The following is a 22440-nucleotide window of genomic DNA, read 5'->3' as shown; positions in this document are numbered from 1 at the left end:
CTCATGGGCACCAGTAGATGTCCAGGGGGTCGTGAAGAAAAGCGCGAATCGGCATTTCAGTAAGGTCGTTGCCCGCCAGCGCGGCGCGCAGGGTAGCGAGTTTGCCCTGGCCTTGCACGGCCAGCGCGATGAAGGCCGCGCTGGCCAGCAGCGAACGGGTCATCGACAGGCGCTGGTGCGGCACGCTCGGTGCCAGTAGTGGCAGACAGCGGCGCGGGCCGGCCGGGTCCAGGCCTGCTTCCAGGTTGGGACTGGCGGGGAACAGCGAGGCGGTATGGCCATCATCGCCCATGCCCAGCACCAGCACGTCGATCAGCGGTAGCTCGGCCAAGGCCTGGTCAGCTTTGAGCGCAGCTGCATCAAGGTTCTCCGCCTGCTGGTACAGGCCAACGAAACGGGCCTTGGCCGCTTCGCCCTTCAACAGGTGGCGGGCCAGCAGGCCGGCATTGCTGTCGGCGTGCTCCACCGGCACCCAGCGCTCATCAGCCAGGCTGACGATGACCTTGGCCCAGTCCAGCTGCTCGCTGGCCAGCTTCTCCAGGAACGGCACCGGGCTGCGGCCGCCAGACAACACCACACAGGCCTGCCCCTTGGCAGCAATCGCGGCGCGCAGGCGCTCAGCCACATCATGAGCCAAGGACACGGACAGTGCCTTGGCATCCGCCAGTTCATGAGCCTTCACGGCCGCTGGCAGTTTCAATTCAGATATCCCCATACCACGCCCTCCCATCGCGTGTGATCAGTGCAATCGAGCTCATCGGCCCCCAGGAGCCCGCCGCGTATGGCTTGGGCGCATCGCCCGCATTACGCCAGCCGGCGATCAACTGGTCGCACCACTTCCAGGCGTACTCGATTTCGTCCTTGCGCACGAACAGGTTCTGGTTGCCGCGCATCACTTCGAGCAACAGCCGCTCGTAGGCATCCGGAATTCGTGCACTGCGCCAGGCATCGGAAAAATTCAGCTGCAATGGGCCACTGCGCAGTTGCATGCCCTTGTCCAGGCCCTGCTCCTTGGTCATCACCCGTAAAGAAATGCCTTCGTCCGGTTGCAGGCGGATGATCAGCTTGTTACCGATCTGCAAACGCTGTTCCGGGGCGAAGATGTAGTGCGGCGTTTCCTTGAAGTGAATGACGATCTGCGACAGTTTTTGCGGCATGCGCTTGCCGGTTCGCAGGTAGAACGGCACGCCCGACCAGCGCCAGTTACGGATGTCGGCGCGCAGGGCGACGAAGGTTTCGGTGTCACTCTGGGCGTTGGCGTTGTCTTCTTCCAGGTAACCCGGCACCGGTTTGCCTTCGCTGTAGCCGGCAATGTACTGGCCGCGCACCACACTGGTGCTCAAACCGTCACCAGTGATCGGTGCCAGGGCCTTGAGCACTTTCACCTTCTCGTCGCGGATGGCATCGGCGGACAGTTCGCTGGGCGGGTCCATGGCGATCAGGCACAGCAACTGCAGCAGGTGATTCTGGATCATGTCGCGCAGTTGGCCGGCCTTGTCGAAATAACCCCAACGGCCCTCGATACCGACCTTTTCCGCGACGGTAATCTCCACATGGGAGATGGAGTTCTGGTTCCACTGGGTTTCGAACAGGCTATTGGCAAAGCGCAGGGCAATCAGGTTCTGCACCGTCTCTTTGCCCAGGTAGTGGTCAATGCGGTAGACCCGGCTTTCAGGGAAGAACCGCGCCACGGCATCGTTGACCCGGCGCGAGGATTCCAGGTCGTGGCCAATAGGTTTCTCGAGCACTACCCGGGTGCGCGCAGCCAGCCCGACCTTGTCGAGGTTTTCGCAGATGGCCCCATACACCGCCGCCGCCGTGGCGAAGTAGGCGATCAGCGGCAGCTCGCCCGGCAGTTGCTCGGCCAGGGCCTGATAGCCCTCGGGCTGAAGGAAGTCCAGGTGCTGGTAATTCAGGCGGGCAAGGAAGCGCCCCAGCGCAGCAGGCTCGATATCTGCCTCGGGCACGTGCCGGCGCAGGTGGGCTTCGATGCTGTCCAGGTGCTCCTGCACACTGCCGACCTCACGGGCGAGGGCCAGCAGGCGGGTGTCCGGGTGCAGCAGGTTGGCCCGGTCGAGCTGGTAGAGCGCAGGAAACAGCTTGCGCAATGCCAGGTCGCCGAGGGCGCCAAACAGGGCAAAGGTGCAAGGTTCGACACTGATTGCGGCCATGATGTTGGTTCTTTCCTAAAGTTGGTCTAGGAATACCGCTTTCACACACGGTTTTCAAGGGATAATGTAGTAAAAACCACAACATTACACACAAGTGTTACAGACAAGTGGTACGCCAACCGCACCGACAGTACGATAGACGACCGTGCAAAAAGCCTGCTGCTCACACAGCCGGCTGTCTTCCCGACCCAAGGACACACCCATGGACCGCGTGCGAAACCTCCTGGAACAGATCCAGGGCCGCCTCGACGAGCTGAACAAGGCCGAACGCAAAGTCGCCGAAGTCATCCTGCTCAACCCGCAACAAGCCACCCGTTTCAGCATCGCTGCGCTGGCCCAGGCGGCCAAGGTCAGCGAACCGACCGTCAACCGCTTCTGCCGCTCGTTCGGCGTCAGCGGCTACCCCGAGCTCAAGCTGCAACTGGCGCAGAGCCTGGCCAGTGGTGCCGCCTATGTCAGCCGCGCGGTAGAGGCCGACGATGACCCGGCCGCCTACACCCAGAAGATCTTCGCCAGCGCCATCGCCTCGCTTGACAGCGCCTGCCAGCAACTGGACCCGCAGCAGGTCAGCCGCGCCGTGGACATGATGATCCAGGCCCGGCAGATCCACTTCTTCGGCCTCGGCGCCTCAGCCCCGGTGGCCCTGGATGCGCAGCACAAGTTCTTCCGCTTCAACCTGGCCGTGTCGGCCCACGCCGATGTGCTGATGCAGCGCATGCTGGCCTCGGTCGCCCACACCGGTGATCTGTTTGTGATCATTTCCTACACCGGGCGTACCCGCGAACTGGTCGACGTGGCGCGCCTGGCACGTGAAAACGGCGCTTCGGTGCTGGGCCTCACCGCCGCAGGCTCGCCACTGGCCAATGCCTGCAGCCTGAGCCTGCACATTCCGCTGCCGGAAGATACCGACATCTACATGCCAATGACCTCGCGGATCATCCAGCTGACCGTGCTCGATGTACTGGCCACCGGCATGACCTTGCGCCGCGGCGTGGACTTCCAGCCCCACCTGCGCAAGATCAAGGAAAGCCTCAACGCCAGCCGCTACCCGATCGAGGACGACGAACTCAACTGAGCCGGTGCGCCTGCAAACGCAGGTGCGCACGCTGCCCAGGCGCCAGGCTCAGGCCTTCGCCACTGCCGCTGGTCGCCTCGACGCAGACAAAACGCTGCGACTCGCGGCCAGTCACCCCCATCAGCGGGCGATTGCCAGGGTGCCAGACCACGGTGTCGTCGCTGTCACCGGTGTCGATGCACAGCTCGCGCTGCCAGGCCGGGTCCTGCAATTGCACCCGTGGCGTACCGGGGTAGACCTTCTGGCAGCCGCCCTTGAGCTTCAGCGCGCCATCTTCACGGCAAGCCTGGCGGTTGAGGCGGTCGTAGCCCTCAATATCTTCCAACCCAGACAGCGCTATCTCGGACACGTCACTGATGCGCCAGTACGCCAGCAGCGCATGGCTCAACTGGCAGGGTTCGCTGTCCTGATGTTCGGTGCTCAGGCTCAGCTCCATGCGGCTACCCAGCCGGGCATGCAGGTCGACCTGCCAGTCGCACAGGTCCAGCCGCCATTTCAGAGTCACGCCCTCCTCGTCCTCACGGCTGTCCACCAGCTTCCAGTCCAGCAACCGCGCCCAACCGTGTGCCGGCCACAGGTCTTCGCTGGGATGACGGCCATACCATGGCCAGCACACCGGCACACCACCGCGGATCGCCCCCACCTGCGGCCACTGTTCGGCGCACCACAGCCATGGCCGTTCACCCGCTGGTTGAAAGTGCAGCAACTGCGCGCCCTGGCGGCTGAACACCGCCTGGCAACGGGGGTGATCGATGATCAGGACATCGCGCTGCTGATAACGCTCCCACTCGAATGTCGGCCGGGGCCGCTGCGAGGAGAAGAAGCGATGTAGCGGATGTTCGGGCATGGTTCAGAGCTCTTGTTGTTTGAGATAGCGCTGTCTCGGCCTATCCCCAACACCCACTGCAGACCAGTGGGTGCCGGGGACCGAAAATGGATTGGCGTAAATTTACAACAAGTTGCCTCAGAATGACGACTGAATCTTCAAGCCAGCGACCAGCGCGTTATCCACCTCGTCCACCCCGCCAGGGCTCTTGATGTACTGCAGGTTGGGCCTCACGGTCAGCCAGTTGGTAACGTGGAAGCCATAGTAGAGCTCTGCGTTGTATTCGGTGCGCTGCAGCGGCACGAAACCAGGGTTGTCGTAATCGTTGATGCCGCTCTGTGCGTTAAGCAGTTCGGCACGCTTCTTCACGTCGTCATTCACATGAATACGCGCCACGCCGAAGCCGATGTCATCCTTGGGCCGGGCGTCGAAAGCGCCTTTGTAGACCAACCCCACCTGCTGGTAGTTGTCGACCACGTTGGTGGCCTTGTCGTGCACGGTGAAGTTGGCGAACAGGCTGAGGCCCCGGTTGACGTCGCCACCGTGGGCAGTGACCTGCTGCTGCGCCACCACCCACCATCCGTGCTTGCTGGAGTGCGACTTGAAGGCTTCACCTGTCAGCGCCTGCGGGTTGCCGTTGACGTCGTCGTACACATCGTCAGCCTTGGCCGTGCTGTAGTAGTAACCCAGGCGGTACTCGCCCGGCAGGCCATTGACCTTGGGCGACCACACCGCTTCCACCGGCAAGATCGCACCCTTGGTACCACTGCCGCTGAGCTTGAAGCCGTTGCCGGTTTCCAGGTTGGAAGGGTTCTGCTCGAAGGCCCCGACCTGCACGAAGAACGCCGGGGTGATGTTGTACTTCACCCGCAGCGCCCACTGGCTGACCGGCCAGTTGTACCAGATGCCGCCCACCCAGTTGCCCACCTGCGAGCCGCAGAAGGCCAGGTTCTGGAAGTCGCAAGGGAAGCTGTTGAAGTCCTCGCCCTCGCCAAAACGGCCAAATTTCACGTCCAGCGCGCCGTCGAAGTACTTCTGCTTGATCCACATCTGGGTCAGGCGCCAGGTCTGGCCACGGCCCCACACCTCCTGCACCGAGCTGAACTGCCCCGCGCGCGGGTCGCTGATGCGGTCGTTGGACAGGTTGCGGCCGCTTCGCTCGGTGATCGCCAATTTGAACTCGGCATCATGCCAGCCCAGTATCTTCTGCAAGTCCAGATGCGCGCCGAGGGCGAACTGGTCGCTGTAGCGTGCAGTCTTGTCGTCGTTGTAGCCGCCGTGCAGGTTGCCAGCCACCTCACCCACATAATCGAGCGTGAAGTCATAGCCCTTGTCCAGCAGCTCGGTCCGGGTGCCGCCCCAGTCGCCGGTCATCCATTTGGATTCACTGGAAAAAGCCTCGGCAGCCTGTGTACCGCTGCTGCCTACAAGTGCAAGCAAGGCCAGCGATCCCAGTGTCTTGATGCGTTTGCGCTGTTCCATCCCTTTGCGTCCTCTTTTTCTTATTGATGGTGTAGACGAGTCAACGGCCTTTGAAGTGAGCCACGTTGTCCTTTGTAGTTGCGCCAGTGCTGGCCAGGTGCAGGCGCTCGCCATTGGCAGCGTCGAACAGCAGCACCCGGGCCGGGTCGAATTGCAGGTTGAGGGTGTCACCCACCCGGCACGCCACATCTGGCGCCAGGCGGCAGCACACTTTGGTCTGGTTGAGCGTGACGAACACCAGCAGGTCCGGCCCGGTGGGCTCTGTCACCTGCACCTCGGCGCGGATAGCCGGCAAACCATTGCCGTCAGCAGCGCCCAGGGCGATCTGCTCAGGGCGGATGCCGAGGATGATCTCGCGCCCCTCAAGCGCGTCAGCAGCTTCCCCCAAGGGCAGTTCGCAGCGCGCCTGGCCGCTGTCGAGCAGCGCCAGCAAGCGGCCATCCTGCCTGGCCAGACGCACCGGAATGAAGTTCATTGGCGGCGAACCGATAAAGCTGGCCACGAACTGGTTGGCCGGGTCGTTGTAGATCTGCTGCGGGGTGCCGAACTGCTGGATGATGCCGTCCTTCATCACCGCCACCTTGTCGCCCAGGGTCATGGCCTCGATCTGGTCATGGGTGACGTACACCGTGGTGGTCTTCAGGCGCTGGTGCATCAACTTCATTTCAGTGCGCATTTCGACCCGCAGCTTGGCATCGAGGTTGGACAGGGGTTCATCGAACAGGTAGATCTTGGGTCGCCGCGCCAGCGCCCGGCCCATGGCCACACGCTGCTGCTGGCCGCCGGACAGCTGCGCCGGCTTGCGCGCCAGCAAGTGTTCGATCTGCAGCAACTTGGCTACCCGCGCCACTTCCTCGTCGATGGCGGCCTGGGGCAGCTTGCGGATCTTCAGGCCGAACTCGATGTTCTCGCGCACGCTCATGGTGGGGTACAGCGCATAGGACTGGAACACCATGGCGATATCGCGGTCCTTGGGGCTCATGCCACTGACGTCCTGCTCGTCGATGAGGATGGCGCCGCCGGTGATCTGCTCCAGGCCGGCGATACAGTTCATCAAGGTCGACTTGCCGCAGCCCGACGGGCCCACCAGGATCAGGAACTCGCCGTCCTTGATCGACAGCTGGATGTCCTTGAGGGTGTCCGGCAGGCCGCTGCCGTAGGTCTTGTTCACATTGCGAAGTTCGAGCGTTGCCATGGCTTACCCCTTGACCGCGCCGGCCGTCAGCCCGCGCACGAAATATTTGCCTGCCACCACGTAGACCAGCAGGGTTGGCAGGCCAGCGATCATTGCTGCCGCCATGTCGACGTTGTATTCCTTGGCCCCGGTGCTGGTATTGACCAGATTGTTCAGGGCTACGGTAATCGGTTGCGAGTCGCCGCTGGAGAACACCACGCCGAACAGGAAATCGTTCCAGATCTGGGTGAACTGCCAGATCAGGCAGACCATGATGATCGGCGTGGACATCGGCAGGATGATGCGGCGGAAGATGGTGAAGAACCCGGCACCGTCCAAGCGCGCGGCCTTGACCAATGCGTCGGGGATGCTCACGTAAAAGTTGCGGAAGAACAGCGTGGTGAAGGCCAGGCCGTAGACCACATGCACCAGCACCAGGCCGCCAGTGGTACTGGCCAGGCCAAGCTTGCCGAGGGTGAACGAGGCCGGCAGCAGCACGGTCTGGAACGGCAGGAAACAGCCGAACAGCAGCAGGCCGAAGAACAGTTGCGAACCTCGGAAGCGCCACATCGACAGCACATAGCCGTTCAGTGCACCAACAGCGGTGGAGATCAGTACCGCGGGCACGGTGATCATGATCGAGTTCCAGAAGTAACCGCTGACCGCTCCCCAGGCCTTGACCCAGCCTATGCCGGTAATCACTGCAGGCCAGCTCAGCAGGTTGCCGGTGGTGATGTCTTCGGGGGTCTTGAAGCTGGTCAGCAGCATCACCACCAGCGGTACCAGATACAGCAGCACGGCAATCAGCAATACGCCATGGATGACCATACGGCTGAGGCTGAGCACCGGCTTGTCGACAGGACTATGCATGGCGTTTGCTCCGCAGCTCCGAGTACAGGTAAGGCACGAGGATCGCCAGGATTGCCCCGAGCATCAGGATGGCGCTGGCCGAGCCCATGCCCATCTGGCCGCGGCTGAAGGTGAACGAGTACATGAACATTGCCGGCAAGTCGGAGGAGTAACCCGGGCCGCCGGCCGTCATTGCCGCCACCAGGTCGAAGCTCTTGATGGCGATGTGCGAAAGGATCATCAGCGCGCTGAAGAACACTGGGCGCAGGCTGGGCAGCACTACAGTCCAGTAGATGCGCGGCAAGCTGGCACCGTCGATCTGTGCGGCGCGGATGATCGACTGGTCAACGCCGCGCAGGCCGGCGAGGAACATCGCCATGATAAAGCCCGAGGCCTGCCACACGGCGGCGATCACCAGGCAGTACACGACCCGGTCAGGGTCGATCAGCCAGTCCAGGCGAAAACCCTCCCAGCCCCAGTCGCGCAGCAGCTTGTCCAGGCCCATGCCGGGGTTGAGCAGCCACTTCCAGGCCGTGCCGGTGACGATCATCGACAGTGCCATGGGGTACAGGTAAATGGTGCGAATGAAGCCCTCGCGACGGATACGCTGGTCCAGCAGCACCGCCAGCAACACACCGATGGCCAGGCTGATGGCGATGAACAGGCCGCCGAACAGAAGCAGGTTCTTGCTCGCCACCCACCAGCGGTCGTTGTCGAACAGACGGGCGTATTGCGCAAGGCCCGCCCACTTATAGGTGGGCAGAAAGGTCGAGGTGGTGAAGGACAGCACGAAGGTCCAGAGGATGTAGCCGTAGAAGCCCACCAGGACGATGAACATGCTGGGCGCCAGCACCAGCTTGGGCAGCCAGCGCTGAAGCGCGTCCAGGGGTGAGGCCCGCAATTGGGCGGTGGTCGTAGTCATGTATTGGATCCCGAGGTAGTGGCGGTGCTACGCACCGCTTCGCGGGCAAGCTCGCTCCCACAGGTCCGGCGTCATGACCAGGAACAGTGGGGAGCAGGGCCCATCTGGGAGCGGGCGTGCCCGCGAACAGCCGTTACTGGGCAGCCTTGATAGCCGCCGCCAGCTTCTTCGCCGCATCGGCCGGGTCGGCCTTGGGGTCGTTGATGTAGTTGGTCACCACATCGAAGAACGCGCCCTGCACGGCCAGCGTGGTGGCCATGTTGTGCGCCATGCTCGGTTGCAGGCCGCCCGTTTTTGCGTCGGCCAGGAAGTCCTTGGCGGAGGTTTGAGCACAGGCATCGAAACCATACTTGCCCATGTCGGCGAGCATGTCGTTACGCACAGGGATCGACCCTTTGTTGATGCTGAAGAGTTTCTGGAAGTCCTCCCCCAGCACTTTGCGCGCAATGTCCTGCTGCCCGGCAGAGGTGCCGGCGTTGTTCTGCTTGAACACCACCAACGAGTCGATGTTGTACAGGAAGGCCTTGTCAGTACCGGGGAACGGCACGCACTGGTAATCCTTGCCGGCGGTTTTCTTCGCCAGGGTCCATTCGCTCTTGGCCCAGTCGCCCATGATCTGCATGCCGGCCTTGCCGTTGATGACCTTGGCGGCTTCCAGGTTCCAGTCCTGGCCCTTGCCGTCCGGGTCCATGTAGGTGGCGACCTTCTTCAGCTCGGTCAGCGCCTTGACCATCTGCGGCCCGGTCAGCGTTGCGCTGTCGAGGTCGACCAAGGCCTTCTTGTAGCCATCGACGCCCATCACCGACAGCACCACGCTTTCGAACACGGTGCTGTCCTGCCAGGGTTGCCCACCATGGGCGAGCGGGATGAAACCGGCAGCCTTGAGCTTGTCGGCGGCGGCGTAGAATTCGTCGAGGGTGGTGGGCGCCTTGTCGATGCCGGCTTTTTTGAACACCTCGGGGTTGATCCACAGCCAGTTGATGCGGTGGATATTCACCGGTACGGCAACGTAGTCACCGTCGTACTTCACGGTGTCGGCCACTTTCTTGTCCAGCAGCGAGTCCCACTTTTCTTCCTTGGCCACATCCTTGAGCACATCGGCGTCGAGCAGGCCGGTGGCCGCCCAGTCCTGGATGTCCGGGCCTTTGATCTGCGCGACACCGGGCGGGTTGCCTGCGACGGCGCGGCTTTTCAGCACGGTCATGGCCGTGGCACCACCACCTCCGGCAACAGCGCCGTCCTTCCAGATGAAGCCGTCTTTTTCGACCTGGGCCTTGAGCACATCGACCGCCGCTTTTTCACCACCGGAGGTCCACCAGTGCACCACTTCGACGCTGCCTTTGGCGTCAGCAGCCTGGGCACCCAAGGGGATTAACGAGGCAAAGGAAATTGCGGCAGCGAGACGGAGCGTGGAATTCATCGGAGCACCTTTCTTGTTGTTATGCCGTGCAAGTCGATCGCTTGCGTTGCATGAAGTCTAAACAGCACGCCCGCCTCGTCAGGTAACGAAGCGATGCGTGAATGTCATCGTTTGGTTACATTGCCGGCCAGGTTGCTGGCCAGGCTGGGGGCCAGGGGCAAACCTGGCAGCAGCAGCGCCTGGTAGGCGTGATAGAGGTCGGGCTTGCCCGGCCAGAGGGTGCCGGCCGGCTGGTTGTGCGCATCGAGTTCGTGGTGCCAACTGCCGCCGACGGGGTCGATGAAATGGTTGGCGATAAAGCCCCAGCAGCAGCGGTACCACTGTTCGTAATGCGCCTCGCCGGTGCGTTGCAACAGGGCTGCCGCAGCGGCGCAGGCCTCGGCGTGCACCCAGTGCAGTCGTGCATGCACCACCGGGCGATCAGCCCAGTCCAGGGTGTAGACGAAACCCGGTTCGCCATCGACGCCCCAGGCCTGTTGGCAGGCTGTGTCGAACAATGCGCGGGCACACGCTTCCAGCCATTGCGGAGCATGCAGACCGGCCTGCTCGAGACCGGCCTCCAGATGCAACAGCAACCGTGCCCACTCCAGGGCATGCCCGGGTGTAGTGCCATAAGGCCGGAAGTGGTCGGCGGGGTGTTCGAGGTTGTAATCCGGCAGCGGCTGCCAATGGGCATCGAAATGTTCGATCACCCGATAACCATTGGCGGCGGCATGGGTACGGATGATGCGTTCGGCGATGCGCAGGGCGCGTTGCAGCCACAGGCTGTTGCCGGTGGCATCTGCCAAGGCCAGGAAGGCCTCGGTCGCGTGCATGTTGCTGTTGGCGCCCCGGTACGGCTCAGGGAGCTGCCAGGCGCGGGAGAAGGTTTCCCGCAGGGCACCTTCTTCTTCGCTCCAGAAATGCGCTTCGATCACCTGGATTGCGTCTGCCAATAGCGTGGTGGCATTGACAGCGCCCGCCACCACCGCCGAGCTGGCGGCCAGGGCGACGAAGGCATGCAGGTAGGCGGCCTTGCCGCTGTCTTCCTGGCCGCCGGGGTGGGCTAACCAGCCACCGTAGCTGGCGTCCTGCATAACCCCGCGCAGGGCAGCCACACCGTGTTCGGCATAGGCCAGGCTGCCGGGAATGCCCTGCAGATGGGCCAGGGCGAAGCAGTGGGTCATTCGCGCGGTATTCAAGGTTTCGGCGCAGGCGCCGGGAGTGAGCTGGCCTTTGGCATCCAGGTTGCCAAAGCCGTCGGGCAGTTTCGCGGCTTTGGCGAATGCCAGCAGGCGCTGCGCTTCGGCCAGGCGCCAGGCGGTGTGGGCCGGGGCATTGAGCCAGCTGTTAGCGGACAGGTTGAGGGAAATCATGGGCCAGCTTGATCCTTGCCAGTCGTTTGCAAATTCTAGCCAGCGGGGTCATGGCGGATGTCACGAAGGACGACGGGATTGTCACCGGGCAGTGACATTTTGGGTGCCTGTGCGGGCCTCTTCGCGGGTGAACCCGCTCCTACAACGACCGAGTCAGATTTGCGTCGTAGCAGCGGGTTCACCCGCGAAGAGGCCCGCACAGGCCCCCAAAAATTCAATCCATACCCCGCGGCAAATACAGGGTCACCCGCAGCCCTCCCTCCCGCAGGTTAAGCAAGCTCACCTCGCCCCCATGGCTATGGGCGATGTTGCGCGCAATGCCCAACCCCAGCCCATACCCCTGCTGCTGCCCGGCCAGACGGAAATGCGGCTCGAACACCTGTTCCAGCTGCTGTTGCGGCACCCCGGGCCCCTGGTCATCCACCTGCAGCACAAAACCCTCTGCCCCGTCGATGATGCGCAGCCGCGCCCGTTCGCCGTACTTGATGGCGTTGTCGATCAGGTTGCCGATGCAACGACGCAACGCCAGCGGCTTGCCCGGGTATGGCGCCAGCGCTTGGCCCTCGACGGTGATGCGACCATCGCCCAGGTAAGGCTCGGCCAGAATCTCCAGCACCTGGTTAAGGTCGACCGGCTCGATGTTTTCGTGGATGTCGGTGTCCTTTACGCACTGCAACGCGCCTTTGACCAGCAACTCCAGTTCGTCCAGGTCCTGGCTGAACTTGGCCTGCAGGCGCTCATCCTCCAGCAGTTCGACACGCAGGCGCAGGCGGGTGATAGGCGTGCGCAGGTCGTGGGAAATGGCGCTGAACAGCTGGCTGCGTTCGGTCAGGTAACGGCTGATACGCTCGCGCATGCTGTTGAATGCCCGGCTCACCTCGACCACTTCACTGCCGCCCGCTTCAGGCACTGGCGCCACATCGGCACCCAGCGACATCTCTCGGGCGGCCCGCGCCAGGCGCTTCAGTGGCCAGCTTTGCCAATGCACCAGCAAGCCGATGAACAGCAACAGCAAGGCCGTGGTCAGCACGATGAAGCCGATCTGCTGGCGCGGCAGGCGTTCGGCTTCCAGCCCCGTGTACGGTTCGGGCAACAGCGAGGCGATGTACAACCACTCGCCCTCGCCCAAGCGGATCTGCGTGACCAGTACCGGGGGTTTCAGCGGTTCCAGGGTCAGCGAATAATGGGCCCACGAGCGCGGTAGTTCGTCGAGTTTGAGGCCGCTGTTGAAGATGCGCAGATCGTCAGGCCCGACAAACTCCACGGAAATTTCCATCTGTGAACCCAGGCGCTCGTGCAGCACCTGCTGGAACACATCGATCACCGCCTGCTTGCGAGGGGTGACGGGCAGTGCCTGCATCTCTAGCGGCGTGGCGTTGAGCGAAACAAAGAAACGCGTGCCGCCCATGCTGCGCAATTGGTCGAGCACCAGCGGCCGATAGGCCACCGGCAGCGAGCGGAAGTAACTGACGCTGGCACTCATGGAATGGGCCAGGCTGCTGGCGCTGGCACGCAGCCCCTGAAGCTGGCTGGCGCGCAGCTGGGAAACCCAGATAATGCTGGACAAGCCCTGGGCCAGCAGGACAACCAGCAAGGTCAGCAGCAGCATGCGCCCCAGCAAGGAGCGCGGCAGCAGGCGCCAGGGCCGCTCAGGGCGCACAGCAGACATGCGCCGCCAACAAGTAGCCACTGCCACGCACGGTGCGGATCAGCCGGGGAGGTTTGTCGGTATCGCGCAGGCGCTGGCGCAGACGGCTGACCGCCATGTCGACGATACGGTCCAGCGGCATCGGTTCGCGGCCACGGGTAGCGTTGCCGATGGTGTCGCGGTCGAGGATTTGCTGCGGGTGATCGAGGAACAGTTTGAGCAGGGCAAAGTCGGCGCCAGAGAGGATCACCTCCTCTCCATCACGGTGGAACAGGCGGTGGCTGACCGTGTCCAGGCGCCAGTCGTCGAAGGCCAGCACGGCGCTACCCGGCGCCGTCTGGCCGAACTCGGTGCGGCGCAACAAAGCCTTGATTCGCGCTTGCAGTTCGCGGGGGCTGAACGGCTTGCCCAGATAGTCGTCAGCGCCCAGCTCCAGGCCGATGACACGGTCGGCCTCGTCCGAACTGGCGGTGAGCATGATGATAGGTACGCGCGCCTGGCGTGGGTGCTGGCGTACCCAGCGGCACAAGCTGAAGCCGTCCTCGTCGGGCAACATGACGTCAAGAATGACCAGGTCGCAGGGCGTGGTTTCCAGCGCGTGGCGAAAGCCCTTGCCGTCAGCCTCGGCATGCACCTGGAAGCCGGAGCGGCTCAGGTAGGTTTGCAGCAGTTCACGAATTTCCTGGTCGTCGTCGACCATCAGGATCGATTTGCCGGCAGTGCTCAAGGTGGTCCTTCCTCTTGTTGATTACAGGTCTTTTTGCCTGCTGTCGGGTATTGCCATCGGGGCCGCAAAGCGGCCCCCTCAGTGATCCAACGCCTGCTGCAACGCTACCCCTGCCCCCTCCAACCCGGAATATTCCGCCGTCACCAGCCACACCGGCACCCCGTTGAAATAGCCACTCATACACCCCTTGTCGGCAAAACTCGCGGCAAACCCGCTACGCAGGAACAGCTCGGCAAAGCGCGGAATCACACCGCCCACAATGTAAACCCCGCCTCGCGCGCCCAGCGTCAGCACATTGTTACCCGCCACTCGCCCAAGGAAACGACAGAATTGCTCGACCACCGCCAGCGCACGAGGCTCACCGCCCAGTGCGGCATCGGTGATATGCGCCGGGGTCTTGTGCCTGGGCGTGTCGCCGTCCAGCGCACAGATCGCCTGGTACAGCCGCACCAGGCCACCCCCACTGAGCACGGCCTCGGCGCTGACATGGCCGATCTGACTGTGGATCTGCTGGTGGATTGCCGCTTCGCGAGCATTGCCTACCGGCAGGTCAACATGCCCGCCTTCACCCGGCAGGGCCTTCCAGAGCTGTTCGCCCAGGCGCAGCAGCGAGCCCACACCCAGGCCAGTACCTGGCCCGATCACCAGTGCCGGCCTCGAGGGGTCGGCCTGGCCGGGGCACACCTCGCGGAACTCGCCTTCGCGCAGACGCGTCATGCCCAGCGCCATTGCGGTGAAATCATTGATCAGCAACAGTCGCTCGACCTGCAAGGTCTTGCAAAATGCCGTGCGGCTCAGGCGCCAGTGGTTGTTGGTGAAGCGAAATTCATCGCCATCGACCGGGCCGGCCACCGCCAGGCACACCGCCGCCAGGCCACCACGGGCGATACCTTGGGTTTCCAGGTAAGCCTCGATGGCCTGCTCCGGGTTGGTGTAGTCCGCAGTGGCGAAAACGTTTACCTCATGCAGCTGGTTGTCACGCCACAACGCAAAACGGGCATTGGTGCCGCCAATATCACCAACCAGCAGGTGCTTCATTTGAGGTGCTCCAGGGCCGAAGTAAAGGCACTGGCGCCCTGCTCTGCCGGGCTGAACGCCATGCGCATGAAGCCGAACAGCTCGCGCCCACAACCCAGGTCGTTGCCCTGGGGGGCCGGCGGCAGCTCACGGCTGGCCAGTTCTTCGGCCGACACCATGATCCGCAACGTGCCTTCGACTCCATCGACCCGCACGATATCACCATCGCGCACCCGCGCCAGCGGGCCGCCGTCGTATGCCTCCGGGCAAACGTGAATGGCCGCGGGGATCTTGCCCGAGGCACCGGACATGCGCCCGTCGGTGACCAACGCAACCTTGTAGCCACGGTCCTGCAATACACCGAGGAACGGGGTCAGCTTGTGCAGTTCCGGCATGCCATTGCAGCGCGGGCCCTGGAAGCGCACCACCGCGACAAAGTCACGCTCCAGCTCACCGGCCTTGAACGCGTCGGCCAGCGACTGCTGGTCCTGGAACACCCGCGCCGGGGCCTCGACCACTTGGTGCTCGGGGGCGACGGCAGAGACTTTCATCACGCCACGGCCCAGGTTGCCTTCCATCACCCGCAGGCCGCCTTCGGCCGAGAATGGTCGAGACACCGGGCGCAGGATGCTTTCGTCCAGGCTTTGTTGCGGCCCTTCGCGCCACACCAGCTTGCCATTGTCGAGGAAGGGTTCCTGGGTGTAGCGGCGCAGGCCATGGCCGGCCACGGTGTTGACATCTTCGTGCAGCAGGCCGGCGTCGAGCAGTTCACGAATCAGGAAAGCCATGCCGCCGGCAGCCTGGAAGTGATTGATGTCGGCCTTGCCGTTGGGGTAGACGTGCGACAGGGTCGGCACCACTTCGGAGAGGTCGGCCATGTCCTGCCAGGTCAGCTGGATACCCGCAGCCTGGGCGATCGCCGGGATGTGCAGGGTGTGGTTGGTCGAGCCGCCGGTAGCGTGCAGCGCGACGATGGAGTTGACCAGCGCCTTCTCGTCGACGATTTCGCCCAGCGGCATGAAACTGCCGCTGGCCTTGGTCATGCGCGTCACCTGCTGCGCAGCCTCGGCGGTGAGTGCATCACGCAGCGGCGTGTACGGGTTGACGAACGAGGCGCCCGGCAGGTGCAGCCCCATCACCTCCATCACCAACTGGTTGGTGTTGGCGGTGCCGTAGAAGGTGCAGGTGCCGGGGCTGTGGTAGGAATTCATCTCGGACTCCAACAGCTCTTCGCGGCTGGCCTTGCCTTCGGCATAGCGCTGGCGCACGTCGGCCTTCTGCTTGTTGGAGATGCCGGAAACCATTGGCCCACCCGGGACGAAGATGGTCGGCAGGTGGCCGAAGCGCAACGCGCCCATCATCAGGCCGGGGACGATCTTGTCGCAGATGCCCAGCATGAGTGCCGCGTCGAACATGTTGTGCGACAGCGCTACCGCCGTGGACATCGCGATCACTTCACGGCTGGCGATCGCCAGCTCCATGCCCGGCTCGCCCTGGGTCACCCCGTCGCACATGGCCGGCACGCCACCGGCGAACTGGCCGACCGAGCCGACCTCGCGCAGGGCCTGCTTGATCTGCTCGGGGAAGTGCAAGTAAGGCTGGTGGGCAGACAACATGTCGTTGTAGGCCGAGACGATGGCCACGTTGGCCGCGTTCATCAGGCGCAGAGTCTGCTTGTCTTCGCTGCCGCAACCGGCCACGCCGTGGGCGAAGTTGGCGCACTGCAGGCTGGCACGCATGGGGCCTTCACTGGCCGCGCCGCGAATCAGTTGCAGGTAGCGTTCGCGGGTGGCGCGGCTGCGTTCGACCAGCCGCTGGGTGACCTCAAGGATGCGCGGATGCATGTACTGGACTCCAGGCTAATTGTAAGGGCGGTTTACCGGGCATTTCCCCTCCAAACGATTGCGGCCTAGGCTCATGGTTAGGAGCCCGCTGCATCGGTGGAGGCACGTCGCCCAACCACTCGTTGTATATTTAAACAAAATACTGCCACTAAAAAGGCTTGTTTTCTATCATCCAGTGAATAATCTTGTAATTCCAACAACAAAACCGTTTCAGTGAAGCTCCTTTGTGCCACAGGTTTCACTCGAACTGCCAGAGGTACTGCCATGACCCTTCGCATCGCCATCAATGGATTCGGCCGAATCGGGCGCAACGTCCTGCGCGCACTGTATACCCAAGGCTACCGCCAGGACCTGCAGGTCGTCGCCATCAACGACCTGGGCGACAGCACCATGAATGCCCACCTGCTCAAGTACGACAGTGTCCACGGCACCTTCGACGCGACCGTCGAGGCCGACCACGAAAGCCTGACGGTCAACGGTGACCGTATCGCGGTCAGTGCCATTCGCAATCCGGCCGAACTGCCCTGGAAGGCCGAGGCGATCGACGTGGTGTTCGAGTGCACCGGGCTGTTCACCGACCGCGCCAAAGCCGCTGCGCACCTGGCCGCCGGGGCGGGCAAGGTGATTGTCTCGGCGCCGGCCAAGGGTGCCGATGCCACCGTGGTATACGGGGTCAACCACGACATCCTGCGCGCATCGCACCAGGTCATTTCCAATGCCTCCTGCACCACCAACTGCCTGGCGCCGATCGCCCAGGTGCTGCACCGGGAGTTCGGCATCGAGCAAGGCTTGATGACCACCATCCACGCCTACACCAACGACCAGGTGCTGACTGACGTTTACCACAGCGACCCGTACCGCGCGCGTTCAGCCACCCAGTCGATGATCCCGAGCAAGACCGGTGCCGCCGAGGCCGTGGGCCTGGTGCTGCCGGAGCTGGCCGGCAAGCTGACCGGCATGGCGGTGCGGGTGCCCGTCATCAACGTGTCGTTGGTGGACCTCACCGTCAACCTCAAGCGCGAGGCCACGGCCGAGCAAGTCAACCAGCTGTTTCTCGAGGCCAGCAAGCATTCCAAGGTATTGGGCTACAACGCCCTGCCATTGGTTTCCTGCGATTTCAACCACAACCCGCTGTCGTCGATCTTCGATGCCAACCATACCCGGGCCAACGGGCGGATGCTCAAGGTGCTGGCCTGGTATGACAACGAGTGGGGGTTCAGCAACCGGATGCTGGATAACTGCCTGGCGCTGCACCGGGCTGGCTGACGCGACCCGTGTGGGAGCGGCCTTGCGTCGCGAAAGGGCTGCAAAGCAGCCCCGGAATCTGAGCTTTGCTGCACATATCGCTGGGACCGCTTTGCGGTCCTTTCGCGACGCAAGGCCGCTCCCACAAAAAAGCAAACGACATCCAGCGACTACAATCTTTACCTTTTCCTGATAATTCCACACTTGACCTGCCGCACGGATGATAAGCATTATCATTAACCTTTCGTCGGCCAGGTCCCCCCGTGAGTCAGTCCCGGTTCAATTCCGTCTTCCTCGTTCAGCGCCTCACCCTGCTGCGTACCCTGCAGCGCATGGTCGGTAACCCCAGCACGGCCGAAGACCTGCTGCAGGAAACCTACCTGCGGGTGTCTCGCGCGCTGGGCGAGCGGCCCATCGAGCACATCGAGCCGTTCGTGTTTCAGACCGCGCGCAACCTGGCGCTGGACCACCTGCGTGCACGCCGGGTGCAGGCACGCATGCTGGTCGACGACGTGCCCGACGAAGTGCTGCACAGTGTCGCCGCGCCCGCCACCAGCAGCGAGGATGCCGCCCACGCCGAGCAGTTGCTCAAGCACCTCAGCGTCAGCCTCAATCAACTGAGCGAACGCCAACAACGCATTTTCATCCTCAGCCGCCTGCATGGCGCCACCTATCTGGAAATCGCCGAACAACTGAGTGTTTCGCCCAGCACGGTACAAAAGGAACTGAAACTGATCATGGCAATCTGCATGGGTGTTGCCGAACGACTCAAGTAACTGACCCCAGGCGAACGGCAACGCAAAGCCCTTGCCACACCCCGCCTTAGCCTTGATCATTCGCAAAAAAACCATTCAAGGATTCACCGTGACCGACAGCCCTGCCCCTCGCCCGTCACCTGCCAGGCCTGATGCCCGTGCTCGTGCCATGGACGAGGCGCTGGACTGGCTGGTGCGCCTGCAATGCGCAGATGCCGCAGACACCCAGGCCTTTGAAGCCTGGCTGAGCGCCGCGCCAGAAAACGCCGAGGCCTATGTCGAAGCCGAAGCGCTGTGGAACGGTACGCCGTTGCACAAGGTGGCCACGCACATGCACCAGCAGCAACGCCGCTCATGGCGCGGGCGCCTGCGCAGTCACTGGAAACCCCTGGCCACCGCAGCGCTGCTGCTGGTCGGGCTGTTCACCGTCGGTAACCTGCCCATGCGCCTGCAGGCCGACCACCTTACGGTGGTCGGCGAGCGCCAGCGCCTGCAACTGGAAGACGGCGCAAAAGTGCTGCTCAACACCAATTCGGCATTCGCCAGCGAACGCCAGGACGGCCGCCAGGTCGCCCGCCTGCTACAGGGCGAAGCTTACTTCCAGGTCCCCGAGGGCGCGCAGCTGCCGCTGGAGGTGGAAGCCGGGCCGTTGCGCGCACAGGTGCGCGACACCGACTTCGCCGTGCGCTACCTTGACGGCGAGGCCCAGGTACGGGTGCAACGCGGCGATGTCGACCTGCAGGGCGAGCGCGACCAGCGCATCCGCCTGAGTGCCGGCGACAGCATCAGCGTCGGCCCCCAGGGCTTTGGCCAGCGCCAGCGCCCCGACATGCACAAGGACCTGGCCTGGATCGACGGCCGCCTGGTGTTCGAGAACTGCCCGTTGAGCCAGGTGCTGGCCGAAGTGCAGCGCTACTACCCGGGCTGGATCATCAACCGCAATGCGCAGTTGGAGCACGTTGCCGTCACCGGTAACTACCGCCTCGACCAGCCACTGGAAACCCTGCGCGCACTGGCCCACATCACCTCGGCACAACTGCATGAGTACCCGGCGCTGGTCATCCTGAACTGACCCCTGAATTATTTTTACGCGATCGCACTCGCCCGCCCGTCTCGTTATAGCCAATGCAACTGATTCTTGTTTGAGAACGAGAACAGCCATCACCTATAACAGCCCGCGCGTCTGGGAGCGCTTCCGATGTCCACTGGTCCTACCCGCTCGTCCAACCTTCCCTGCCGTACAGGACAACTGTCCCTGTTGACCCTTGCCCTGCTCGCCAGCGGCGCCTGCAGCCTGCCGGCGCTGGCCGCCGAGCCGGCCCAGGCCAGCAGCCCGCGCATGGGCGACTACCGCTTCAGCATCGGCCAGCAGCCACTGGTGTCGGCGATCAACGCCTTCAGCCAGGTCACCGGCTGGCAGGTCGGCTTCAGCGCCGAGCTGGCCGACGGCGTGGCTTCGCCAGGCGTACAGGGTTCGCTGCCGCCAGATGCTGCCCTCAAGCGCCTGTTGCGGGGTACCGGGCTGAGTTTTCGCAAGATCAGCAACGGCAATGTGGTACTGGAGCGCCAAACCGCAAGCAACGTGATCGCCCTGCAGCAGGTGACCGTCAGCGCCACCCGCAGCGCACAGGACGTCAGCCAGGTGCCGAGCACTGTCAGCGTGCAGACCCGTGAGCAACTGGACCGGCAGAACGTGAACAATATCCAGGATCTGGTGCGCTACGAGCCGGGGGTTTCGGTATCCGGAACCGGCCAGCGCAGCGGGCTGAACGGCTACAACATCCGTGGTATCGACGGCGAGCGGATCCTCACCCAAGTCGACGGCGTGTCGATCCCCGACAGCTTCTTCTACGGCCCCTACGCCCAGACCCAGCGCAACTATGTCGACCCGGAAATCGTCAAGCGTGTGGAAATCCTCCGCGGCCCGGCCTCGGTGTTGTATGGCAGCAACGCCATCGGCGGTGCGGTGAGCTACTTCACCCTCGACCCGGACGACATCATCAAGCCCGGTAAAGACGTGGGTGCACGCCTGAAAACCGGCTACAGCTCGGCCGACGAAAGCTGGCTGACCTCCGCCACCGTCGCCGGCCGCCAGGGTGATTTCGACGGCCTGCTGCACCTGAGCCAGCGCAACGGCCACGAGACCGAAACCCACGGCAGCCATAGTGGCGACGGCCTGTCGCGCACCGAAGCCAACCCGATGGACGTGCGCACCACCAACGTGCTGGCCAAGCTTGGCTGGAACTACGCCGACGACGCGCGCCTGGGGTTCACCTACGAGCGCTACAAGGATGACCGCGACCAGAACATCCTCAGCGCGGTGGGTGGGCCGTTCATTCCGGGCTTCGGTGGCATGGGCTACTACAAGGCGCGTAATGGCAACGACACCATTACCCGCGAGCGCTTCGGCATTAACCATGAGTTCGGCCTGGACTCGCTGGTCGCCGACCACGTCAAGTGGAGCCTGAACTACCAGATTGCCAAGACCGACCAGCACACCGAGGAAGTTTACGTGCCGCCTGGCCGCCAGGTGCTGCGCACCCGCGATACCACCTACAAGGACCGCCAGTGGGTGTTCGACGCCCAGCTGGACAAGGCCTTCAGCATCGGTGCCACCGACCACCTGCTGACCTACGGCACCACGCTCAAGCACGAAAAGGTCACCGGTTCGCGCAGCGGTACCGGTACCTGCTTGACCATAGGATCCGGTTGTTCCGCCGCCGGCGCAGAACGCCCGGCAGACGGCCAGGTTCTGGTCAGCGACTTCCCGGACCCGACCGTAAATACCTACAGCCTGTTCGCGCAGGATGAAATCCGCTGGAACAACTGGACCTTCATGCCCGGCGCGCGCTACGACTACTCCCGTATGGAGCCCAAATTCACCGAGGAATTCTTGCGTGGTCTGGAGTCCAGCGGTACGGCGCCTACCTCCCAGGACGATTCGGACAAGAAGTGGCACCGCGTCTCGCCCAAGTTCGGCCTGACCTACGCCTTCAACGACAATTACACCTGGTACGGCCAGTATGCAGAGGGCTTCCGCACGCCGACCGCCAAAGCCATGTATGGTCGCTTCCAGAACCTGGACCAAGGCTACCGCGTGGAGGGCAACCCGAACCTTGAGCCTGAAAAGAGCAAAAGCTACGAAACCGGCCTGCGTGGCAACTTCGACGCCGGCAACTTCGACGTGGCAGTGTTCTACAACAAGTACCGTGATTTCATCGACGAAGATGCCGTGCAAAGTGCCAACCTGGAACAGACCTTCCAGGCCAACAACATCAAGCACGCCACGATCAAGGGTGCCGAATTCAAGGGCCGCCTGAACCTCGACCACTTCGGCGCACCGCAGGGCCTCTATACCCAAAGCTCGATTTCCTACACCTATGGTCGTAACGATGACACCGGTCAGCCGTTGAACAGTGTCAACCCGCTCAAGGGCGTATTCGGCCTGGGCTACGAGCAGCAGAACTACGGTGGCTTGCTGAGCTGGACGCTGGTCAAGCGCAAGACCCGTGTCGACGACAGCACCTTCTATTCGCCTGACGGTTCTACCTCGAAGTTCCGCACCCCGGGCTACGGTGTGCTGGACCTGACCGGTTACTACAAGGTCACCGACGACGTCACCATCAATGCCGGGCTGTACAACCTTACCGACAAGAAATACTGGCAGTGGGATTCGGTGCGCAGCTACGACGGCCAGGGTGAGGCGGCTGTGACCCAGCCAGCCAACATCGACCGCCTGACCATGCCGGGGCGCAACTTCGGTATCAATGTGGTTTGGGATATCTGAGGCGTTACGTCTGTACCGGCCTCTTTGCGGGCACGCCCGCGCCCACAGGTTCAACACAGGTCTTGGACCTGTGATGTTCCTGCAGGGGCGGGTTTACCCGCGAAGAGGCCGGTACTGGCAACACAAATACCGGCTTTTTTTAC

Annotated in this window: 18 protein-coding genes; 5 read left to right on the top strand and 13 right to left on the bottom strand. The window is 63.1% G+C overall.

Going from position 1 to position 22440, the window contains the following annotated elements:
- Position 1 precedes the first annotated feature (1 nt).
- Together pgl and zwf are read right to left on the bottom strand one after the other, a co-directional pair.
- Entirely contained in the window at positions 2-715 is a 714-nt protein-coding gene (pgl, locus tag QYE47_RS20390) for a 6-phosphogluconolactonase (RefSeq protein WP_019438114.1), read from the bottom strand.
- The gene (gene zwf / locus QYE47_RS20385; protein ID WP_070383506.1) at positions 702-2171 is read right to left on the bottom strand and encodes a glucose-6-phosphate dehydrogenase; all 1470 of its coding nucleotides are present in this window, start codon (positions 2169-2171) and stop codon (positions 702-704) included. The genes pgl and zwf overlap by 14 nt, the downstream gene beginning before the upstream one ends.
- A 211-nt stretch (positions 2172-2382) precedes the next feature.
- Between zwf and hexR the strand changes: the two genes are divergently transcribed.
- On the top strand, positions 2383-3246 hold the full coding sequence (gene hexR / locus QYE47_RS20380; RefSeq protein ID WP_172830949.1) for a DNA-binding transcriptional regulator HexR: 864 nt from the start codon (positions 2383-2385) through the stop codon (positions 3244-3246).
- Here hexR and QYE47_RS20375 read toward each other — a convergent pair.
- The 11 genes from QYE47_RS20375 to edd all read right to left on the bottom strand — a co-directional run bounded on the left by QYE47_RS20375 (position 3239) and on the right by edd (position 16510).
- On the bottom strand, positions 3239-4093 hold the full coding sequence (locus QYE47_RS20375; RefSeq protein ID WP_003255044.1) for a D-hexose-6-phosphate mutarotase: 855 nt from the start codon (positions 4091-4093) through the stop codon (positions 3239-3241). The two genes, hexR and QYE47_RS20375, sit on opposite strands and share 8 nt — an antisense overlap.
- Positions 4094-4210: 117 nt before the next feature.
- Positions 4211-5554: a carbohydrate porin gene (locus QYE47_RS20370; RefSeq protein ID WP_004575641.1), complete on the bottom strand. Its 1344-nt coding sequence runs from the start codon at positions 5552-5554 to the stop codon at positions 4211-4213.
- Between the two features lie 40 nt (positions 5555-5594).
- Positions 5595-6749 carry an ABC transporter ATP-binding protein gene (locus QYE47_RS20365; protein WP_014589866.1) on the bottom strand — a complete coding sequence of 385 codons (1155 nt, stop codon included), beginning with the start codon at positions 6747-6749 and terminating at the stop codon, positions 5595-5597.
- A 3-nt stretch (positions 6750-6752) separates the two neighbouring features.
- Positions 6753-7598: a carbohydrate ABC transporter permease gene (locus QYE47_RS20360; protein ID WP_070383505.1), complete on the bottom strand. Its 846-nt coding sequence runs from the start codon at positions 7596-7598 to the stop codon at positions 6753-6755.
- The gene (locus tag QYE47_RS20355) at positions 7591-8499 is read right to left on the bottom strand and encodes a carbohydrate ABC transporter permease (protein ID WP_009683405.1); all 909 of its coding nucleotides are present in this window, start codon (positions 8497-8499) and stop codon (positions 7591-7593) included. The genes QYE47_RS20360 and QYE47_RS20355 overlap by 8 nt, the downstream gene beginning before the upstream one ends.
- Positions 8500-8632: 133 nt before the next feature.
- A complete protein-coding gene (locus tag QYE47_RS20350) occupies positions 8633-9919 on the bottom strand; it encodes an ABC transporter substrate-binding protein (protein ID WP_014589864.1) in 1287 nt (428 codons plus the stop codon).
- 104 nt (positions 9920-10023) lie between these two features.
- Positions 10024-11274: an AGE family epimerase/isomerase gene (locus QYE47_RS20345; RefSeq protein ID WP_014589863.1), complete on the bottom strand. Its 1251-nt coding sequence runs from the start codon at positions 11272-11274 to the stop codon at positions 10024-10026.
- 214 nt (positions 11275-11488) lie between these two features.
- The gene (locus QYE47_RS20340; protein ID WP_014589862.1) at positions 11489-12943 is read right to left on the bottom strand and encodes an ATP-binding protein; all 1455 of its coding nucleotides are present in this window, start codon (positions 12941-12943) and stop codon (positions 11489-11491) included.
- Positions 12924-13649, bottom strand: coding sequence for a two-component system response regulator GltR (gene gltR, locus QYE47_RS20335; protein ID WP_014589861.1), 726 nt, complete (start codon positions 13647-13649; stop codon positions 12924-12926). The genes QYE47_RS20340 and gltR overlap by 20 nt, the downstream gene beginning before the upstream one ends.
- A 78-nt stretch (positions 13650-13727) precedes the next feature.
- A complete protein-coding gene (locus QYE47_RS20330) occupies positions 13728-14687 on the bottom strand; it encodes a glucokinase (protein WP_014589860.1) in 960 nt (319 codons plus the stop codon).
- Positions 14684-16510, bottom strand: a complete 1827-nt coding sequence (gene edd / locus QYE47_RS20325; protein WP_014589859.1) for a phosphogluconate dehydratase — start codon at positions 16508-16510, stop codon at positions 14684-14686. Before edd ends, QYE47_RS20330 begins: the two co-directional genes overlap by 4 nt.
- A 264-nt stretch (positions 16511-16774) precedes the next feature.
- On the opposite strand from edd, the gene gap reads away from it, so the two are divergent.
- The 4 genes from gap (at position 16775) to QYE47_RS20305 (ending at position 22297) form a co-directional block, all read left to right on the top strand.
- Positions 16775-17776 carry a type I glyceraldehyde-3-phosphate dehydrogenase gene (gene gap / locus QYE47_RS20320; protein ID WP_014589858.1) on the top strand — a complete coding sequence of 334 codons (1002 nt, stop codon included), beginning with the start codon at positions 16775-16777 and terminating at the stop codon, positions 17774-17776.
- 242 nt (positions 17777-18018) lie between these two features.
- Entirely contained in the window at positions 18019-18531 is a 513-nt protein-coding gene (locus QYE47_RS20315) for a sigma-70 family RNA polymerase sigma factor (RefSeq protein ID WP_003255059.1), read from the top strand.
- A gap of 88 nt (positions 18532-18619) precedes the next feature.
- A complete protein-coding gene (locus QYE47_RS20310) occupies positions 18620-19582 on the top strand; it encodes a FecR domain-containing protein (protein WP_041166852.1) in 963 nt (320 codons plus the stop codon).
- Between the two features lie 126 nt (positions 19583-19708).
- Positions 19709-22297, top strand: a complete 2589-nt coding sequence (locus QYE47_RS20305; RefSeq protein WP_041166851.1) for a TonB-dependent receptor — start codon at positions 19709-19711, stop codon at positions 22295-22297.
- Positions 22298-22440 lie beyond the last annotated feature (143 nt).

The organism is Pseudomonas sp. 2,4-D (assembly GCF_030418155.1).
GTDB lineage: Bacteria > Pseudomonadota > Gammaproteobacteria > Pseudomonadales > Pseudomonadaceae > Aquipseudomonas > Aquipseudomonas alloputida.
This window is presented reverse-complemented; position numbering and strand designations above follow the sequence as displayed.

What these genes read in the sequence shown, in the direction of transcription:
- pgl (WP_019438114.1), bottom strand. Translation starts at nt 715, where the DNA reads ATGGGGATATCTGAATTGAAACTGCCAGCGGCCGTGAAGGCTCATGAA.
- zwf (WP_070383506.1), bottom strand. Translation starts at nt 2,171, where the DNA reads ATGGCCGCAATCAGTGTCGAACCTTGCACCTTTGCCCTGTTTGGCGCC.
- QYE47_RS20375 (WP_003255044.1), bottom strand. Translation starts at nt 4,093, where the DNA reads ATGCCCGAACATCCGCTACATCGCTTCTTCTCCTCGCAGCGGCCCCGG.
- QYE47_RS20370 (WP_004575641.1), bottom strand. Translation starts at nt 5,554, where the DNA reads ATGGAACAGCGCAAACGCATCAAGACACTGGGATCGCTGGCCTTGCTT.
- QYE47_RS20365 (WP_014589866.1), bottom strand. Translation starts at nt 6,749, where the DNA reads ATGGCAACGCTCGAACTTCGCAATGTGAACAAGACCTACGGCAGCGGC.
- QYE47_RS20360 (WP_070383505.1), bottom strand. Translation starts at nt 7,598, where the DNA reads ATGCATAGTCCTGTCGACAAGCCGGTGCTCAGCCTCAGCCGTATGGTC.
- QYE47_RS20355 (WP_009683405.1), bottom strand. Translation starts at nt 8,499, where the DNA reads ATGACTACGACCACCGCCCAATTGCGGGCCTCACCCCTGGACGCGCTT.
- QYE47_RS20350 (WP_014589864.1), bottom strand. Translation starts at nt 9,919, where the DNA reads ATGAATTCCACGCTCCGTCTCGCTGCCGCAATTTCCTTTGCCTCGTTA.
- QYE47_RS20345 (WP_014589863.1), bottom strand. Translation starts at nt 11,274, where the DNA reads ATGATTTCCCTCAACCTGTCCGCTAACAGCTGGCTCAATGCCCCGGCC.
- QYE47_RS20340 (WP_014589862.1), bottom strand. Translation starts at nt 12,943, where the DNA reads ATGTCTGCTGTGCGCCCTGAGCGGCCCTGGCGCCTGCTGCCGCGCTCC.
- QYE47_RS20330 (WP_014589860.1), bottom strand. Translation starts at nt 14,687, where the DNA reads ATGAAGCACCTGCTGGTTGGTGATATTGGCGGCACCAATGCCCGTTTT.
- edd (WP_014589859.1), bottom strand. Translation starts at nt 16,510, where the DNA reads ATGCATCCGCGCATCCTTGAGGTCACCCAGCGGCTGGTCGAACGCAGC.
- gap (WP_014589858.1), top strand. Translation starts at nt 16,775, where the DNA reads ATGACCCTTCGCATCGCCATCAATGGATTCGGCCGAATCGGGCGCAAC.
- QYE47_RS20305 (WP_041166851.1), top strand. Translation starts at nt 19,709, where the DNA reads ATGTCCACTGGTCCTACCCGCTCGTCCAACCTTCCCTGCCGTACAGGA.